This window comes from Cryobacterium lyxosi (genome assembly GCF_004403345.1).
GTDB lineage: Bacteria > Actinomycetota > Actinomycetes > Actinomycetales > Microbacteriaceae > Cryobacterium > Cryobacterium lyxosi.
In genome coordinates this window covers 118,163-136,422 of record NZ_SOGT01000004.1, presented here as the reverse complement: position 1 = coordinate 136,422, position 18,260 = coordinate 118,163, and the positions used below count along the sequence as shown (strand labels likewise).

Below are 18,260 nucleotides of genomic sequence, written 5' to 3'. Positions count from 1 at the left end.
GTCTGGCCCGGTTACGCCCGGGGGTGTCGGATCAGCCGAGCGGAAAGGCCGAACGGTCGGGTTTCGGCAGCGGCGCGCCCGTCCTGGCCTGCAGGGCGTGCTCGTAGAGTTCACGCTTGCCGAGCCCGCTGGCGGCCGACACGTCAGCCGCAGCGTCTTTCAAACGGATGCCGCCGGCCACCAGCTGCAGCACCTCCGCTACCCCCATGGCTAGGTCCAAAACCCGCACTTCGGCGCCCGCAACGACGATACAGATTTCGCCGCGCACCCCCGCAGCCGCCCACTCGGCCAGTTCGCTCGCCGAGCCCCGTTTGACCTCTTCGAAGAACTTGGTCAATTCCCGGCACACCACGACTCGGCGGTCAGCGCCGAGCGTTGCGGCCAGATCGGTCAGTGAGTCGGCGAGCCGGTTGGGCGATTCAAAGAACACCATGGTGCGACGTTCAGCAGCGAGCTCGCGCAGCAGTTTGACCCGCTCGCCGTGCTTGCGCGGCAGAAACCCCTCGAAGGTGAACCGGTCCGTCGGAAGCCCCGAGACGGCAAGGGCGGTCAGTACAGCCGAGGGTCCCGGCAGGGCCGTGACCTGCACGCCAGCCGCGGCCGCGGCATCCACTAAGTGAAAACCCGGGTCAGAAACGGTGGGCATGCCGGCGTCGCTGAGCACCAGAATGTCGACATCGCGGGCCAGTTCGACGAGTTCGGCTGCCTTGCCGCGTTCGTTGTGGTCGTGCAAGGCAATGAGTCTTGGCCGATTTTCGATTCCGAGGGCCTTGAGCAGGTGAACGGTGACGCGAGTGTCCTCGGCCGCCACGATGGTGATCGTACTCAGGGTCTCGATGAGGCGCCGGGAAGCGTCACCGAGGTTTCCGATCGGGGTGGCAGCAAGGATGATCATGCTGCAATTCTCGCAGCACCAGCCGAACATTCGTTCTTCGCTCCCTCTGTACGATGGTGACGTGCTCGCTACTAGTCGATGGGTTCACTGGGGCAGCCACCTCGCCGTAGTACTGCTGGCCGCTGCGTTGCGTTTGTGGAACCTCGGCCTGCCACACGCGCTCGTGTTCGACGAAACCTTCTATGTGAAGGACGCCTGGAGCCTGTTCAACAACGGCTACGAATCGACGTGGCCGATTGACGCCAACCCGCTGTTTGAAGCCGGGCAGATTGACATCTACACGTCGGATCCCTCTTTCGTAGTGCATCCGCCGCTCGGCAAGTGGCTGATCGCGCTCGGCATGAATCTGCTCGGCCCGGGCAATCCCTGGGGCTGGCGACTGGCGACGGTCGTGGTTGGGGTACTCGCGGTTGTGCTCATCATGCTCGTGGCGCAGAAACTGTTCCAGTCGCGATTACTCGCATTGGTCGCCGGTTTTCTACTCGCCATCGACGGGCATGCCATCGTCATGAGCCGCGTGGCGTTACTCGATAATTTCGTGATGTTCTTCGCCCTGCTCGGTTTCGGCGCCGTGTTGATGGACCGAGAGTGGCACGCGACGCGTCTCGCGACCCGGCTCGCGGGTCGAAACAACCCCGGCTGGGGTCCCGCACTGTGGTGGCGGCCGTGGTTGCTCTCTGCCGGCCTCGCTTTTGGACTGACCAGTTCGGTGAAGTGGTCAGGCCTGTATTTTCTCGCCGCGTTCGGCATCTATCTCGTCGTCGTCGACGCCCTGGCCCGGCGTCGCAACGGCGTCTCATTCTGGCTCAGTGCTGCCATCCTCAAACAGGCCCCCGCCACGTTTCTGACTCTCGTTCCCATCGCCGGCGCCACGTTCTTAATCTCCTGGACCGGCTGGTTTGTCACCCGGGGTGGTTACTACCGCGATTGGGCTGACGGGGTGGGCGCCGCCTGGACCGGACCACTGGCGTGGGTGCCGCACACGCTCCAAAGCTTCTGGCACTACCAGGCCGCTGCCTACACCTATCACGTGGGGCTGGCCACACCGCATCCGTATCAGGCGAACCCACTCACCTGGCTGTTCATGATTCGGCCCACCAGCATGTATTACCGAGGCGTGGACTCGGGAGAATTCGGCTGTCAGTTTCAGACCTGCTCTGAGGCCATCACCTCCGTCGGCAACCCGCTGATCTGGTGGGCCGCCACGGCGGCCGTGTTCTACCTCGTTTACCGACTCGCCCGGTATCGCGAGTGGCGGGTCGGCTTCATCCTGATGGGCATGATCGCCGGTTATCTGCCGTGGCTGATGTATTTGAACCGCACTGTCTTCCAGTTCTACACGATCGCCTTCGAGCCATACCTGCTGCTTGGCCTCACCTTCGTCATCGGGCTGCTCCTCAAGCGAATTCCCGACCAGGCGCGGCTACGACGCAGGCATTCAGCACATACGCAGGTGCCGGAATATGACCCCCAACCGCAGGCGGGCGCCGTCACCGCGGTGGCCGTGGGGCTGGGCGTTGCGCTGCTGGTTACGGCATTTTTCTTCCCGGTTTGGACCGGAATGCAGACTTCCTTCGCGTTTTGGCAACTCCACATTTGGATACCAGGTTGGCGATAGATCGGTCAGATACATTCCATTTTTGGCATATAATGACTGAGAAAAACGTGTGAATTGTGAGCGAACGGGGAGTTCGCGACCGTAGACTGGCCGCTATCTGCTCCACGAGTAATTGCTCACTTCCCGGCTGAGAAGTCCCGAACGCTGAGAATTCTAAGCTCAGGAAGGCCTCATGTCGGAAGCACTAGCCGCACCCTCGGTCCGCATCATCAGGACCCGGCCGGGTGGAGACACGAAAAACCCCACCACAGAGTATTCAGCGCTCCTGCACACCGTGCGCAATCTCGGCCTTCTCGGCCGCCGCACCGGTTTCTACTGGCTGGTTTTCTCTATTCTCGTGGCCGCCACCCTCGGCGCTGCCGTCGGATTCGTGTTGCTGGGAGACACCTGGTACCAGTTGATAATCGCCGCCGCGCTGGGCCTCATCTTCACCCAGTTTGCCTTTCTCGCCCACGAAGCCTCACACCGCGCAGTGTTCACCTCCGGCAAAGCCAACGACCGAGCAGGCCGGGTTCTCGCCAACCTCTTCGTCGGCATCAGCTACGCCTGGTGGATGACCAAGCACAGCCGTCACCACGCCCAGCCGAACGTCATTGGCAAAGACCCCGACATCGAACCAGACTTCATCGTCTTCCGTGAAGAAGACGCCAAGAAAGTCAGCCGGCTCGGCGCCATCATCACTCGCAAGCAGGGCTACTTCTTCTTCCCGCTGTTGATGTTCGAAGGCATCAACCTGCACGTCCAGGGCTTCAAGACCGTCTTCGGCAAGAACAAGGTCAGCGAGCGCTGGGTTGAGATCACGATGCTCGTGACGCGCATCATCGCCTACTTCGCCGTCATCTTCTACTTCCTACCGCTCGGCATGGCGTTCGCCTTCGTCGGGGTGCAGATGGCGGTATTCGGCGTCTACATGGGGGCGTCTTTCGCTCCGAACCACAAGGGCATGCCGCAGCTACCGGCCGAAAGCAAGGTCGACTTTCTGCGCCGCCAGGTGCTGACCAGCCGTAACATTCGCGGAGGCACCTTCATCGACCACTACATGGGCGGTCTCAATTACCAGATCGAGCACCACCTGTTTCCGAACATGGCCCGTCCCCACCTGCGTAAGGCCCAGGAGATCGCCAAGGAGTACTGTCTCTCCCACGACGTGAAATACACCGAGACAGGCGTCTTCGAGAGCTACGGCATCGTCATCGCCTACCTCAACAGGGTCGGTCTCGCCGCTCGAGACCCGTTCGATTGCCCGATCGTTCAGCGCTTCCGCACGCACTAGGCCGCCGCAATCATCGTCGGGCCGTCTCTCTTCGGAGAGGCGGCCTTTTTTATTTTGTGGGTATTCGGGTATTGGTATCCATGCCGGGGTGAAGTTGTTACTATGAAGGTCCTGCGACTCGGGTCGTCGGTACCGATAGGTGTCAGTCAGTGCCGAAACCGTCGGCATCTCTAAGGGGATTTTTGTGGCAGGTCGCACCGAGCTTGGTCTGATCGGATTGACGGGTATCGTTCTGGCCGTCGGGCTGGTTGTCGTTCTCTCGCCATCAGCGAGCGCCGACACCTCCTCCGACACGATCAGCTCGGCGATTCTCGGCGGAGCACTCTCGGCCGTCGTCTCTGCACCATCCCAGATGACCCCCGTCGTTCTGGATGGGCGCTCGGGCCACACCTCGGTCGGCAGCCCCGCCCAATGGACCATCACGAACGGTCGCGGCTCCAGCGCAGCGTGGAGCCTGTCGGTGAGTGCCACTGACTTCACGAGCGCGCCGGGCACGCTCGACACCATCGAGCGCACCGTTGCCGTGGAGAACCTGACCATCACGCCCGGAATCGTCACCGCCCTCTCCAGTGAGGGTGCCGATGCTGCTCCCACGACCGAGCCCGTCGCTGTCTCCGGCCGGCCGCAGGCCCTGGTCTGGACCAGCACCCTCGGCAAAGGCACGTTTACCCTGACGCCCGAGTTCAGCCTGAGCGTTCCGCCCAACGCTTACCGATCGAATTTTTCGGGCGTGATCGACGGATCCGTGGTGAATCCCTTCGTCTCGATTCTGACCTTCACGATCGCCTGACGCGGTCCTGCGCCAATCTTGAGGCAATACTGACTCACTCGCTCGCCACTAGCGCCAGTCCCCGTGTGAGGATGGCGGTATCACCTCTTTCAGGGGTCAAGCCCGAAACCAAAAAAGGTCCACCCCATGCCACCCCGCTCCACCACAGAACGTCGCCCAACGAACGCCGCTCCGGCCGCATCTTCGTCGAACCTGTGGCCGGCGCGCACCCGGCTGCTGCTCCGCCTCGCGCTCCTCGTGACCGTCGCAGTGCTGGCCCCGGTTCTGACAACCCTCGTCGTTGCTGCGCCGGCGGTCGCTATCGACGACGGAACCCTCGGCATCCGCCCAGAACTAGAATCAGACTTCTTTCACATCAATCTCGCACCCGGTGCCGCAATCGAGGCCAACGCGATCGTCAGCAACCACACGGATGCCCCAGTCACGCTTCTGAACTACGCGGTCGACGGGCAGAGCACTGAGCAAGGCGCCTTCGCCCTTGCCGCGCAGGCCGACGCGCAGACGGCGGTGGGCAGTTGGGTCACCCTCGGTGCCGATTCGATTACCATCCCGGCGGACTCCGACCTCACCGTGCCGTTTCGGCTAAGCGTTCCCCTGACCGCCACGCCCGGTGACTATGCCGGCGGGATCATCATCCAGAGCCCGCCCATCCAGGGTGATACGACTACGTCCGACGGCGATGCGGCACTGCGACTGGATGTGATCCAGCGTCAAGGCGTGCGGATTTACCTCACCGTGGCCGGTACCGCGACGACCCAGCTCAACCACGGCGCCCTGAGCTGGGAGCGCTCCGGCGACGCGGTAACGTTCACCCTCCCCATCCAGAACACCGGCAACACCATCCTTTATCCCACCGCCGGACTGAGCCTGAACAGCGTGATCGGCGCCACGACCGAGCTGCAATTCGGGGCGCCAGAGAGCATCCTCCCCGGTTCCACCCTCAACCTCGAGGCGACGCTGCCCCAGGCTGCGTTCATCCAACTCGGCAGTGCCGACGCCCAGCTGGTTTCCGACGCCGGTACCCAGCAGATCAGCGCCTCCTTCAACTACGTGCCGTGGTGGATCATCGGCATCATTCTGCTGCTCGTGCTGGCGATCGCGTTCGCCGTCTGGCGCGTGACCCTGTTCGTAGGACGCGCGCGTCGCGCGCTCGCCCAGGTTGCAAGGGCCGTGCCCGCCGCTTCGAACGACCTGGGAGACCACGCAGGGAAAAACGCTGCCGATCCCGCAGATTCAGACACCGACGCACCCCTGCGTCGACCACGGCGATGACCGCCGCCCCTTCACTCCGTCGACGCTCACTACGCGCCGGAGGTCGCCGAACACACCTCATCGCCCTCCCAGCGCTCACGATTCTGCTGCTGCTCTCCGGCTTGCTCGAGTCACAGCCTCCGGCGCAGGCCACCACAGCATCGGTTGACCTCAAAACGGCCGGCAGCTACTCCGTGCTCGCCACCGACGCCATTGCGAGCACCGGCAACACCGCACTGAGCGGCAATGCCGGAACCAGCCCTGGTACAGCGATCACCGGGTTTCCGCCCGGAATCTTAGCCGGCAACATCCACGCGGGCGACGGCCACGCGATGGCAGCCCAGGTCGACCTCGCCCAGGCCTACTCTGATGCTGCGGGCCGCGGGCCAACCGGCACCCTCTCCGGAGATCTCGCCGGCCGCACTCTCACCGCTGGCGTCTATAAATCCAACGCCGCCCTCACCGTGAGTACTACCCTCACCCTCGACGCCCAGAATGACCCCACCGCAGTGTTCATCTTTCAAATCGACGCGGCGTTCGACACTGCGGCGGCCAGCAGCATCGTGCTCGCCAACGGCGCCCAGGCTTCGAACGTGTTTTGGCAGGTTGTCGGCGCGGTAACACTCGGCACGGCCTCCTCGTTCAGCGGAAACGTACTCGGATTCGGCGCTATATCCATCGGGGCTGGCACGACCTTCATCGGCCGAGCATTGACCACAAGCGGTGCCATCACGATGGCCAGAAACATCTTCATGACCGAACCACCGCTCAACCTGCGCACTGCCGGCAGTTATTCGGTACTGGCCGGGATATCCGTTCTGAATTCCGGAGGAACGACCCTCAGCGGTAACCTCGGAGTGAGCCCGGGCACGGGCGTGACCGGCTTCCCGCCCGGCCTGGTCACCGGTAGCACTCAACGAGGAACGGCCGAGAGCGCCCAAGCCCAGCTCGATCTGCAGTCCGCCATCGACGAGGCCAGCGCCCGCCAGCCCACCACCGCGCTGAGCGGCAATCTGGGTGGTCAAACCTACAAAGCCGGCGTCTACGCCGCACCTGGCGCTCTGACTCTCAGCTCGTCGGTGACCCTGAACGGGCAGGGCAACCCGAACGCCGTCTTCATCTTCCAGCTCGACAGCACCCTCACCACGAGCGCTGGTAGCAGCGTACGCCTGATCAATGGCGCGCAGCCGTCCCGGGTGTTCTGGCAGGTCGATGGCGTGGTGCAGATCGGTTCATCGTCGTCGATCTCCGGCATTATTCTCGGCCAGGACGCCATCAACGTGGGCACCAATTCGAGTTTTACCGGCCGAGCCCTCACCCGCAACGGGTCCGTCACGCTTGGCAGCAACACATTCACGACGGATCCGGAGGTCGATCTCGGACGCGCTAGCACCTACGCGATCCTCGCGACCACCTCGGTCGCCAACACCGGAGACTCGTCGTTCGAGGGGGACATCGGCGTAAGCCCGGGAACGTCGGTCACCGGGTTTCCGCCCGACGTAGTCACCGGCACCATCCACGGCGGCGATGCTGCCGCGGCCGCTGCACAGGTCGACCTCGCTGCAGCGTACAAGGATGCCGCGGCGAGGCCAGCGAGCGGCACCATTATCGGCGATCTGGCTGGCCGCACACTCACCTCCGGGGTCTATAAGGCTGCTGCCGCCCTCGCCATCAGTACCACGCTCACCCTCGATGGACAGGGCAACCCGAATGCCATCTTCATCATCCAAGTGAATGCCGCCTTCAACACGGGTGCCGGCAGCAGCGTCGTACTGACCAACGGGGCACAAGCGTCGCGGGTCTATTGGCAGGTGGCCGGGGCTGTGTCGCTGGGGGCGGCATCCGCGTTTACCGGAACGATCATCGGCATGGCGGCGATCTCGATCGGACCCGGCGTCAGCTACCTCGGACGCGCGCTAACCGCCAACGGCGCCGTCAGCGTGGGCACGGCGAGTTTCACCAGTCCCGCCCCAACCGTCGGTGACCTCACCGCGACCACCGCGGGCGCGACGCTTTCAGCGGTGACCCTTCTCGGCACCCAACCGTCGGTGACCTCACCGCGACCACCGCGGGCGCGACGCTTTCAGCGGTGACCCTTCTCGGCACCCAACCGCAGCTCGCCACGGGTGTCTCGAGCCTGTGGACCATCATCGATGCGCGCGGCACCGGAGCTGCGTGGACCCTCTCGGTGAGCGCCACCACGCCGACCAGCGCCGCCGGCACGGTCGAAACCCAAGACCGAGTCCTTCCCGTGAACAACCTGAGCATAGCCCCTGGCACCATCAGTACCGGCCCCAATACCGATGCCGCGACCGATATCACGGCACCGACGCTTGCGCTGTCGACCAGCCCGCAGACCCTGGTTGCTACAACCGGCCCACACCGGGGTACCTACCTGCTGACGCCGACGTACAGCCTGATTATTCCCTCCAACGCGTACCGGTCGAACTACTCGGGCGCCATCGAAAACTCTCCAATGAACCCCTACGTGACGGTTCTCACTTTCACCATTTCGTAGCGCCTCGCGGCCTGTGCTAAGCCCCATCCTGGGCATTGCGCCAACCTTGAGCTAACGCTGATTCAACCCTGCGCGACGAACCACCAATTTGCGCGGCCCCCGTGTGAGGATTGATTCATCGCCACCGGAACTCGTTTACAACGGATAACGAGTTCGGTTCACCGCCTGCGATATCCGTTTCTCCCACACTTTCGTGGACACGCTATTTGGCGTGCTCGCGCCACCAGTAGCAACCCAGAGGACACACCATGCGCACTCTCACCAAGACCGCCGGAATCATCGTCGCCACCGGCATCCTGTTCGGTGTGGCTCTCTCCCCGGCCCAGGCCGACACTGACACCGTAAACGCGACCATCAGCGGCGGCAGCCTTACCGCCGACCCGACCGCGCCCGACGCGATGAGCGCTGTCGTTCTCGACGGAGTCAACGCGCAGGCATCCACCGGAACCGCGCCCCTGTGGACCATCACCAACGCTCGCGGCACGAACAGCGCCTGGTCTTTGTCGGCCAGCGCTACCGACTTCGTCAGCGCAGCAGGTACCGTCGACACGACCGCCCGCACCCTGCCGGCCTCCAACCTTGTCATCACGCCGGGCACCATCACCGCCGGCACCGGTTCCGACGCGGCGCCGACAGTCGGGGCCGTCACCATCAGCAATGTCGCCCAGTCTCTGGTCTACACCACGACCCTCGGCAAGGGCACCTTCACCCTTGCCCCGACCTTCGACCTGAGCGTCCCGGCCAACACCTTCCGCTCCAACTTCTCGGGCGCGGTCGGCGTCACCGCCGTCAACCCCTACGTGTCGACCATCACGTTCACCATCGCCTAGCGACCGTTCTCGCCGGGTCCCCGGCTGGACCTCTCGGGTAGCGCCTCGCACTTTATGATGCGGGGCGTTTGGGGTTGAGCGCCGTGGTGAATCCCGGTCTCGTTCCCTGCCCACCACGTCCGGGTACCGTACGATGAAGACCGTGACAGCGTACGTCTCAGCCCTGGACCTGTTTTCCATTGGAATCGGCCCTTCCAGTTCCCACACGGTGGGCCCGATGCGTGCTGCGCGCCTATTCGCCGAAGACCTCGTGGCGACCGGGCGCCTCAATGCGGTGGGGCGCATCCGCTGCTCACTGTTTGGGTCTCTGGGGTCAACCGGTCTCGGCCACGGTACGCCCGATGCCGTGCTCGCCGGATTGACCGGCCTGCGCCCGGAAACCTGCGACCCCAATCAGGTGCGCGCCGCCTGGTCTGGTATCCAAGACGGTGCCAACCTGACCCTGCTCGGTGGGCGCAGCATTCCTATCCATTCCGACGACGTGCACTTTGAGCCTCGCACACGCCTACCTGGGCACCCGAACGCGCTCACGCTGTCCGCCTATGCGACCGACAGCAGGGCAGATTCCCTTCCTCTCCTCGAGGAAACCTTCTATTCGATCGGTGGCGGGTTCATCCGCCGGGGCACCGAACGCTCGAGCGCCCAGACCCGCGTCACCCAGCCGCTCCCCTACGATTCCAGCGCACAGCTGCTCGCCCTGTGCGAAGCCCATAACTTGTCGATCTGCGAGGTCGCCCGCTGTAACGAGGAAGCGATTCACGGCGCCGCAGTGCTCGACGAGGGACTCGACGCCATCTGGAAGGCCATGCACACCTGCGTGGAGGCCGGACTCAGCACCACCGGCGTGCTGCCGGGCGGCCTCAACGTCAAACGCCGGGCATCCGCGGTACGTATCCGCTTGGAAGAATATGACGGGTTGGCCCTGTGCGACCATGACACGTCAACAGAATGGCTGCACGCCTTCGCGCTCGCCGTCAATGAGGAGAACGCGGCAGGCGGGAGAGTCGTCACCGCGCCGACGAACGGGGCGGCCGGCATCATTCCCGCCGTCGGCCATTACTACCTGCGTTTCGTTCCGGGGGCGGATGCTGCCGGTATTCGTCAGTACCTGCTCACAGCCGTCGCCATCGGCTCCCTGGTGAAGGCCAACGCCTCGATCTCAGGGGCGGAGGGCGGTTGCCAGGCTGAGGTCGGAGCCGCGTGCGCAATGGCTTCTGGCGCACTCTGCGCCGTGCTCGGCGGAACGCCGCGTCAGGTCGAGAATGCGGCAGAGATCGCCATGGAACATCACCTCGGGCTCACCTGCGACCCGGTCGGCGGGCTCGTGCAGGTTCCCTGCATCGAGCGCAACGCGATCGCCTCGTCGACGGCGGTGTCGGCGGCACGGCTGGCGCTGCACGGCGACGGAACACACCTGGTTTCACTCGACACCGTAATCGAGACAATGCGGCAGACCGGACTCGACATGATGACGAAGTATAAGGAAACCAGCGAGGGCGGGCTCGCGGTCAACGTCATCGAATGTTGAGCGCAACACCCCGAACGGGGGTAACCGACTCGGTCGAGCCACCACGCGTTCAGCCTAAGCTGACTGAGTGCGCGCATAGACGCGGTCACAGCGTGTCTTAGAAAGCAGGGTTGAACCATTCGCAGCTCACTCGTACGTCGCCCGTGGGGCATCATCGTTACCGCTGTCCTACTCGTGGCGGTGGCTGGCTGTGCCGGTGAACCTGCTCCGGCCGTGACTGTGACGATCATCCCGACCGTGCCCCCCAAGCCCACCCCAAGCCCCACCCCAAGCCCCACGCCGACACCAACGCCGGTTCCCACCGAAGAGCCGGCACTTATTCCCAACCCAACGGTTCCCGACCTCGTTCCCAACGCGGAGCCCGTGCCCCTGCCGCAGGGACCCGCCGCCGACCAGGGCAGCACACCGGGTGCCCGCGGCACAACGACCGCTGACGGCGCGGGGGCCCTGCTCACCTATACGGTCGTCGAGGGCGACGCGTTCTTCGACATCGCCCAACGATTCAACGTTCCGGTTCAACTTATGCTCACCATGAACCCCTCTGTTCCCGGGCTCGGCGAGAACATCTATATCAAGCAGATCATCAACCTGGACTGGACCACCACCCGGTAGTCGTTATGTCGCCCGATGACGCCGGATGTCGCCGGATGACTCGCCCGGGCACCGGTTCTGCCCCGTGTCGGCGGCCGGCGCTAGCCTTGTGTCATGAATTCTCCCGTTTCCTCGTCGCCCGTCGTCTCCACGCAATGGCTGGCCGATCATCTCGGTTCTGACCACCTCGTCATTCTCGACGCCACCGTGCTCGCGCTCGCACCTTCAGATTCCGGGCCGCGCTACCTCAGCGGGCGTGACGACTACCTCACCAAGGGGCACATTCCCGGAGCGGTGTTCGCTGACCTGTTCGATGTCTTCTCGGACCCAGCGGGCGAATTCGATTTCTCCCGGCCGAGCGCCGCTCTGTTTGAGGCGGCCGCGGCATCCGTCGGAATCGACAACACCACGACCGTCGTCGTTTACGATGCCGTGGTGGGACAGTGGGCTGCCCGCATCTGGTGGCTGTTTCGCGCCTTCGGCTACGACGATGTCGCCGTGCTCGACGGCGGTCTCACCAAGTGGCACGCCGAGACCCGCCCGTTCGCCACCGGCGGAACGCGACCACGGGTCGTCAGCGGCTTCACGGCCACCCCGCGTCCCGAGCTGTGGGTCGACAAGAGCTTCGTCGAGTCGATCGTCGCCGGCAAAGCGGATGCCGCCCTGGTCTGCGCCGTTCCGCCGGCGGAATTCGCCGGCACGGCCGGGTCACGCCCGCGTGTCGGACACATACCCGGCAGCGTCAACCTACCGGCCGGCAGGCTCGTCGACCCCGCCACGAATACGTTCCTGCGCGGCGACCAGCTCCAGGCAGCGGTCGCCCCATCCGTGGCGGCGTCGGCATCTGCGGCGTCGGGCCACCTGGTGACTTACTGCGGTGGCGGAATCGCCGCAGCCGCGAGCGCCCTCGCTCTCATCCGTGCCGGCAACGAGCACGTCTCCATCTACGACGGTTCCCTCAATGAGTGGGCCGCAGATGCATCCGCTCCGCTCCGCGCGCCCGGCGTGTAGCGCCGCGATCTCTGGGGGCGGTAAGCGCTACAACCGGTTGACACCGGTCACGCGCACGACAGCCGCGCCGAGTTCATCGGAGTCGGCGAGGTTCACGCGCGCGCTGATCCCCCAGTCATGGTCACCGGCCGGGTCGTCGATGATCTGGCGCACGGTCCATTCCTCGGCCCCCTCCTCGATGATGAGCAGGTCAGAACTGCGGGCGTTACCGCCGGTGAGTATCTCGTCATGCTCCGCGAAGTAGCCATCCATCGCTTCAGCCCAGACATCATCCGAGTAGCCGTGCTCCCGGTCGAGCTCGCCGAGCTCGTCGTAGTGTTCCAAGGCGGCGAGCTGCACCCGGCGGAACAGTTCGTTGCGCACCAGGATACGAAAAGCTCGCACGTTGGTGGTGAGTCGACGCGGCGGCGGAGGCAGAATCGTGTGCGCTTCTGCCTCGTGCGCAGCAAGATCGGGGTGCAGCAGTTCTTCCCACTCGTCGAGCAGGCTCGAGTCCACCTGACGAACGAGCTCACCGAGCCATTCGATCAGGTCGAGCAGGTCTTCGTTCTTTGCCTCGTCGGGAATGGTCTGCCGGGCGGCCCGATACGCGTCCGACAGGTAGCGCAACACGACGCCCTCGCTGCGGGCGAGCTTGTAGAACGCGATGAACTCGCCAAATGACATGGCCCTCTCATACATATCGCGCACGACGGACTTGGGCTTGAGTTCAAAGTCGGCGATCCACGGCTGGGAAGCCTTATAGGTGTCGAAGGTGTAATTCAGCAATTCTTCGAGCGGCTTGGGGTGCGTGATCTCCTCGAGCAGCGCCATCCGCTCGTCGTATTCGATGCCCTCACGCTTCATCGCGTTCACGGCCTCGCCGCGGGCGGCGAATTGCTGCCCCATGAGCACCGGCCGCGGGTCGTCGAGGGTTGACTCCAGAATCGAAATCATGTCGAGCGAGTAGGTGGGCGCTTCTGGGTCGAGCAGTTCGAACGCGGCCAGCGCAAACGGCGACAGCGGCTGGTTGAGCGCAAAGTTCGCCTGCAGGTCGACGGTCAAACGGATGCTGCCGCTCGCGCCCTGCTCCACGATTCCGGCTTCGCGCAGGGTCTTGTAGATACCCAGGGCGCGCCGGGCCAAAACCAGTTGACGCTTCCAGGGCTCGTGGTTGTCAAAGACGAGGGAATGCACATGGGCGAAGGCATCGCCGCCGCGGCCGATCACATTGATGAGCATCGCGGCGGTCATCTGCATGCTCGACGAGAGGGTTTCGGGTTCAGCGTCGACCAGCCGGCGGAAGCTCGGTTCGCCCCAGGACACAAAACCGTCCGGCGCCTTCTTGCGCACGATTTTGCGCTTCTTCTTCGGGTCATCGCCGGCTTTCTCGATGGCCTTGAGATTGTCACTCTCGTGCTCGGGCGCCTGAATGACCACCGTTCCTGCGGTGTCATAGCCGGCCCGCCCAGCCCGGCCCGCGATCTGGTGAAACTCGCGCACGTTCACCTGGCGCATTTTCACACCATCATATTTGGTGAGGGCGGTGAACAGCACGGTGCGAATGGGCACATTGATGCCGACACCGAGGGTGTCTGTGCCGCAGATCACCCGCAGGTAGCCGCGCTGCGCGAGCTGCTCCACCAGGCGGCGGTATTTCGGCAGCATGCCGGCATGGTGCACACCGATTCCCATGCGGATCAGCCGGGACAGGGTCTTGCCGAAACTGGTGGTGAACCGAAACTCGCCGATCAGCTCGGCAATGACGTCACGCTGCTCCCGGGAGGCCACCTTTGCGCTCGCGAGAGCTTGAGCACGTTCCAGTGCAGCCGCCTGAGAGAAGTGCACGATGTAGACCGGCGCTTTGTCGGTGTGCAGCAGCTCTTCAACCGTTTCGTGCACCGGGGTCTGCTCGTAGTAATAGCTGAGCGGAACCGGGCGCTCCACCCCGGTGACGACCGCGGTGGGCCGCCCGGTTCGCCGGGTCAGGTCATCGCTGATGAATTTCACGTCGCCGAGTGTGGCCGACATGAGGATGAACTGTACCCGTGGCAACAGCAGCAGGGGAACCTGCCAAGCCCAGCCGCGCTCCGGGTCCCCGTAGAAATGGAATTCATCCATAACGACGAGGTCGACCTCGGTGTCTTCGCCGTTCCTCAGCGCGAGATTGGCGAGAATCTCGGCGGTGCAGCAGATGATTGGGGCGTCGGCGTTGACGCTCGAGTCCCCGGTCATCATGCCGACGTTCTCAGCCCCGAAAGTTTCGACCAGTGAGAAGAACTTCTCACTCACGAGGGCCTTGATCGGCGCGGTGTAGAAGCTGCGTTTACCGGCGGAGAGTGCCGCGAAATGAGCTCCGACGGCCACGAGCGATTTGCCGGTTCCCGTCGGTGTGCTCAGGATGAGGTTGGCCCCCGAGACGATCTCGATGACCGCTTCCTCCTGCGCCGGGTACAGGGTGAGGCCCTGTTCGGTCGCCCAGGTTTCAAACACCTCGAAGAGAACGTCGGGGTCGGTTTCGTTTTCGAGGCGCGCAAGCAGAGACATAGTCCCTCAAGACTGCACTACTTCGCACCGTGTCTTCGACTCTGCCCCTTCTCGTCTGTCCACTGTCACAGTTCGCCGCACGCCGGCTCGGCCATCGCGCATAACTCCTGCAATTCGCGAGCCGCCTGAACACCCGGCGCGAAAAGTCGGGCAGGTCCGGAGCCTCGCCCCCAAATTGCAGGAGTTATGCGCAGTTGATGGCCAGTCTGGTGCCCATTTGGATGGCCGGTGCAATTTGTCGAATTGGCCACCCAGCCGAACCGCAAGAATATTGCGGATGTCTGACGAAACCCGCCGAGGCCCCTGGCCGGGTGGCAATCACAGTCGCCGGTTCTAGGCTGGTCACATGGTTTATGTCACTCCGGACACCACTGCGGTTGCTCCGCTACACCGTGCTCAGGCATTCTGGCGCCCGGCGGCCGCCGGTCTGGCCGCCGCCCTCGCCGGTCTCGGCGTGGCCGAATTGACCGCGGCCTGGATCGCCCCCGGCGCCAGCCCGGTGCTGACGGTCGGTGTCCTCGTCATCGACATCGTTCCAGCCGGCGTCAAGGACCTCGTCATCGGCTTGTTCGGCACGGCCGACAAGATCGTGCTGATCGTGACCATCGTGCTCGTGCTTCTCCTGGTCGCCGCCCTGGCCGGCATTCTCGAGAGTCGGCGCCCGCCATTCGGCCGCCTGCTGGTGGTGCTCATCGGCGCGATCGCCCTGTTCGCGGCGCTCTCCCGTTCGAGCGCCTCGACCCTCGACGCGGTCCCAGCCGTCGTGGCTATGGGTGTCTCGGCCATCGCCCTGACCTTTCTCACGACCCGGCTGCCCGTCGATCACCGCACCGGGCACGCCGCCACGGCATCGGCGCCGGCACGGGTGCCGGAACAGGCGCCGGCACAGGTGCCGGAACAGGCGCCGGCACGCCTCGACGGCAGCGGTCCAGACCGTCGCCGCTTCCTTGTCTACACCGCAATCACCGCGGGCATCGGCCTGCTGGCTCTGGCCGGCGCACAGTTCAGTGCCGCAGCCACCCGGGCAGCGGATGCTGCGCGCGCGCTATTCCCGCTGCCCACGCCATCCGTTCGCGCCGCCGCGATTCCGGCCGGGGCAAGTCTCGACGTGGCAGGGATCACCCCACTGATCACCCCGAACGCCGACTTCTACCGCATCGACACCGCCTTGAGCGTGCCGCGCATCGACCCGACCACCTGGCGGCTGAAGGTCACCGGCATGGTCGAGAACGAGGTCGAGATCGATTTCGCCGAGCTGCTCGCCCTGCCGCTGGAAGAGAGCACGACCACCTTGGCCTGCGTGTCGAACTACGTCGGCGGCGACCTGATCGGCAACGCGACCTGGCTCGGCTACCCCATTCGCGCGCTGCTGGCGCGGGCCAAGCCCACGGAGCGTGCCGATATGGTGCTCTCGACCAGCCAGGATGGCTTCACCGCCGGCACCCCGATCGAGGCGCTTACCGACGGCCGCAACGCCATTCTCGCCGTCGGCATGAACGGCGAACCGCTCCCCCTCGAACATGGGTATCCGGTGCGCATGGTCGTGCCCGGCTTGTACGGCTATGTCTCGGCGACGAAATGGGTGGTCGAACTCAAACTCACCCGGTTCGACCAGGAGCAGGGCTACTGGACCCCGCGCGGTTGGTCAGCAGAAGGACCGGTCAAGCTCTCCTCCCGCATCGACGTGCCCCGCCAGGGCACCTCGGTATCCGCCGGGTCGATCGTCGTTGCCGGTGTGGCCTGGTCGCAGCAGGTGGGGATCAGCGCTGTCGCCGTGCAGATCGACGACGGGCCCTGGCAGGCCGCCGCCCTCGCCGACGCGATCTCGGTCGATACCTGGCGTCAATGGGCCTACACCTGGGACCGCGCGGTCGCCGGCGACCACACCATCAGGGTGCGGGCAACGGATGCAGCGGGCCTCGTGCAGACGTCGGCCACCGCCGACGTCGCGCCGGACGGCGCCACCGGACTGCACGAAATCTCGGTATCCGTCTCGGCCTGATCTGCTCGGCGTGACCTGCTCGGCGCGGGCTGCTCGGCGTGACCTGCTGGGCGTGACCTGCTCGGCGTGACCTGCTCGGCGTGACCTGCTCGGCGCGGGCTGGAACATATGCCCCGTCGCCGACCCAGTGATGATCGCGGCGGGAGAACACCGGTGAGCGGATGCTGGCCGCTTTCGTATCCCCGCCGATGCCGCCGAAAGCAGATGGTGCCATGCTGTCGCACCGAGAGCGAGGCAGGACGCGATACCGGGGGTTACGCCTCGGCGGGGAGGTTCGGGCGTGTCCAGAACCTCCCCGTCAGACGTGTGCGGGAGTACCGCCACTGAGCGAGAGTCGTACCTCTCGGTCAGCGACGATACTCCCGCGCCAGGGATCGGTGTTCCTTAGCCGTTGGCCCCGCTGGTGTTGATGACACCGTTCACACCGGCCGGGAAGAACCCGCCCGACTTCACGGGCGCCGCATTGAGGTACGTGATGTTGAGCACCTGCGCTGCGCTGCGGCTGTAGACCAGGCCGTTGGCGTCGGTCGGTACCAGGTTGGCCTTCGACGCGTTACCAATACCCTGGTCAAGGTCGGTCGGGCCGTCGACGGCATCGCGCAGATCGGAGATCTTCTGCGCGGTCGTGTACACCGAGGGAAGCGCGATACCGAGTGCGTACAGCGTGCTGCGGATGACGCCGGCGTGATAGGCCTCGACCGCGAGCAGCCCGGCGGCCGCTTCGAGGAATGTCTTGTTTGTGATCAGCGGCGCGGCGCCCTTGTACGCGGTGACTCCGACATCCTCGAAAATGAACGCCCCGAAGAGAAAGTTCGCTTCATTGGCGTACACGTCGAACTTCTGACCGGGCTTGACCAGACCGGCCGCCTGGGCAGCAGCCGTGAAGCTCGCGTCGAGGTTGATCTTGGGGCGAGACACCTTTGCGCTGCCCAGGGCGGACCGTAGGAAGGCCACGTGGGCCTTCTCGTCGGCGGCGATTTCATCGGCGTACTTCTTGATGATTGCGGTCTTGAAGTGCACCATACGACCGCCGGTCACACCGCCGCGCGTTCCGGTTCCCGTCGTCATGCTGTCGGGCAGCCCTTGGCCGGTTGTTGCCCGCAGGTAGAACTCGGCCTCGAGGTATTCGAGGTTGAGGGCGAAATTCAAAATGGCCGCATCGCTCGGCGCCTCTGCCGGGCCGGTGGATTCGGCAGCCAGTGCCGGGCTGCCGGTAGCGAGCACCGCTGCTCCTACACCGAAGCCGGCCACACCCGCCGCTCGCAGAAAGTTTCGGCGATCCGACGAATTCTCCGCGCTGCGATTGATGGCATTAGTGATAAACCCCTGATCAAACATTCCAGTTCTCCTGACGGTAAGTGAACGTTCCGGGTGTGCCTCAGTAACACCGGTAACGTACCCTCGCAAATCACTTCCATGTAAGGGTG

14 protein-coding genes are annotated in these 18,260 nt (G+C 64.5%); 11 read left to right on the top strand and 3 right to left on the bottom strand.

From position 1 onward, the window contains the following. Window positions 1–31: 31 nt before the first annotated feature. Window positions 32–895: a 16S rRNA (cytidine(1402)-2'-O)-methyltransferase gene (gene rsmI / locus E3T27_RS03625; RefSeq protein ID WP_134571622.1), complete on the bottom strand. Its 864-nt coding sequence runs from the start codon at window positions 893–895 to the stop codon at window positions 32–34. On the opposite strand from rsmI, the gene E3T27_RS03620 reads away from it, so the two are divergent. From E3T27_RS03620 to E3T27_RS03575, 10 genes are all read left to right on the top strand, one after another. After that, a complete protein-coding gene (locus E3T27_RS03620; protein WP_241992100.1) occupies window positions 894–2,513 on the top strand; it encodes a dolichyl-phosphate-mannose--protein mannosyltransferase in 1,620 nt (539 codons plus the stop codon). The genes rsmI and E3T27_RS03620 overlap by 2 nt on opposite strands. 172 nt (window positions 2,514–2,685) lie before the next feature. Next, window positions 2,686–3,786, top strand: coding sequence for a fatty acid desaturase family protein (locus E3T27_RS03615; RefSeq protein WP_134571620.1), 1,101 nt, complete (start codon window positions 2,686–2,688; stop codon window positions 3,784–3,786). Between the two features lie 184 nt (window positions 3,787–3,970). Then, on the top strand, window positions 3,971–4,576 hold the full coding sequence (locus E3T27_RS03610; protein ID WP_134571619.1) for a hypothetical protein: 606 nt from the start codon (window positions 3,971–3,973) through the stop codon (window positions 4,574–4,576). Between the two features lie 126 nt (window positions 4,577–4,702). Beyond that, window positions 4,703–5,848 carry a WxL protein peptidoglycan domain-containing protein gene (locus E3T27_RS03605; RefSeq protein WP_134571618.1) on the top strand — a complete coding sequence of 382 codons (1,146 nt, stop codon included), beginning with the start codon at window positions 4,703–4,705 and terminating at the stop codon, window positions 5,846–5,848. Further along, window positions 5,845–7,920: an ice-binding family protein gene (locus E3T27_RS03600; RefSeq protein ID WP_134571617.1), complete on the top strand. Its 2,076-nt coding sequence runs from the start codon at window positions 5,845–5,847 to the stop codon at window positions 7,918–7,920. Before E3T27_RS03605 ends, E3T27_RS03600 begins: the two co-directional genes overlap by 4 nt. Further along, complete coding sequence (locus tag E3T27_RS03595) at window positions 7,917–8,345, top strand: hypothetical protein (RefSeq protein ID WP_134571616.1); 429 nt, start codon at window positions 7,917–7,919, stop codon at window positions 8,343–8,345. The genes E3T27_RS03600 and E3T27_RS03595 overlap by 4 nt, the downstream gene beginning before the upstream one ends. 248 nt (window positions 8,346–8,593) lie before the next feature. Further along, window positions 8,594–9,175, top strand: a complete 582-nt coding sequence (locus E3T27_RS03590) for a WxL domain-containing protein (protein ID WP_134571615.1) — start codon at window positions 8,594–8,596, stop codon at window positions 9,173–9,175. Window positions 9,176–9,317: 142 nt separating this feature from the next. After that, window positions 9,318–10,703 carry an L-serine ammonia-lyase gene (locus E3T27_RS03585; protein WP_104196752.1) on the top strand — a complete coding sequence of 462 codons (1,386 nt, stop codon included), beginning with the start codon at window positions 9,318–9,320 and terminating at the stop codon, window positions 10,701–10,703. Window positions 10,704–10,916: 213 nt separating this feature from the next. Then, window positions 10,917–11,315, top strand: a complete 399-nt coding sequence (locus tag E3T27_RS03580; RefSeq protein WP_134571614.1) for a LysM peptidoglycan-binding domain-containing protein — start codon at window positions 10,917–10,919, stop codon at window positions 11,313–11,315. A 93-nt stretch (window positions 11,316–11,408) separates the two neighbouring features. After that, window positions 11,409–12,305, top strand: a complete 897-nt coding sequence (locus E3T27_RS03575) for a sulfurtransferase (protein WP_134571613.1) — start codon at window positions 11,409–11,411, stop codon at window positions 12,303–12,305. A 27-nt stretch (window positions 12,306–12,332) separates the two neighbouring features. Here the strand turns inward: E3T27_RS03575 and E3T27_RS03570 are convergent, their stop codons facing one another. Continuing rightward, window positions 12,333–14,831 (bottom strand): DEAD/DEAH box helicase, encoded by a 2,499-nt coding sequence (locus tag E3T27_RS03570; RefSeq protein ID WP_134571612.1) that lies wholly within the window; start codon window positions 14,829–14,831, stop codon window positions 12,333–12,335. Between the two features lie 346 nt (window positions 14,832–15,177). Here E3T27_RS03570 and E3T27_RS03565 point away from each other — a divergent pair, with 346 nt between their 5' ends. After that, window positions 15,178–16,833 carry a molybdopterin-dependent oxidoreductase gene (locus E3T27_RS03565; RefSeq protein WP_134571611.1) on the top strand — a complete coding sequence of 552 codons (1,656 nt, stop codon included), beginning with the start codon at window positions 15,178–15,180 and terminating at the stop codon, window positions 16,831–16,833. A gap of 384 nt (window positions 16,834–17,217) precedes the next feature. On the opposite strand, the gene E3T27_RS03560 is transcribed toward E3T27_RS03565, so the two are convergent. Beyond that, entirely contained in the window at window positions 17,218–18,171 is a 954-nt protein-coding gene (locus E3T27_RS03560) for a ferritin-like domain-containing protein (RefSeq protein WP_104196683.1), read from the bottom strand. Between the last annotated feature and the right edge of the window lie 89 nt (window positions 18,172–18,260).

Bases quoted from the DNA above. Each gene is read 5' to 3' on its own strand.
- E3T27_RS03620 (WP_241992100.1), top strand. From the start codon at position 894: ATGCTGCAATTCTCGCAGCACCAGCCGAACATTCGTTCTTCGCTCCCT.
- rsmI (WP_134571622.1), bottom strand. From the start codon at position 895: ATGATCATCCTTGCTGCCACCCCGATCGGAAACCTCGGTGACGCTTCC.
- E3T27_RS03615 (WP_134571620.1), top strand. From the start codon at position 2,686: ATGTCGGAAGCACTAGCCGCACCCTCGGTCCGCATCATCAGGACCCGG.
- E3T27_RS03605 (WP_134571618.1), top strand. From the start codon at position 4,703: ATGCCACCCCGCTCCACCACAGAACGTCGCCCAACGAACGCCGCTCCG.
- E3T27_RS03600 (WP_134571617.1), top strand. From the start codon at position 5,845: ATGACCGCCGCCCCTTCACTCCGTCGACGCTCACTACGCGCCGGAGGT.
- E3T27_RS03590 (WP_134571615.1), top strand. From the start codon at position 8,594: ATGCGCACTCTCACCAAGACCGCCGGAATCATCGTCGCCACCGGCATC.
- E3T27_RS03575 (WP_134571613.1), top strand. From the start codon at position 11,409: ATGAATTCTCCCGTTTCCTCGTCGCCCGTCGTCTCCACGCAATGGCTG.
- E3T27_RS03570 (WP_134571612.1), bottom strand. From the start codon at position 14,831: ATGTCTCTGCTTGCGCGCCTCGAAAACGAAACCGACCCCGACGTTCTC.
- E3T27_RS03565 (WP_134571611.1), top strand. From the start codon at position 15,178: ATGGTTTATGTCACTCCGGACACCACTGCGGTTGCTCCGCTACACCGT.
- E3T27_RS03560 (WP_104196683.1), bottom strand. From the start codon at position 18,171: ATGTTTGATCAGGGGTTTATCACTAATGCCATCAATCGCAGCGCGGAG.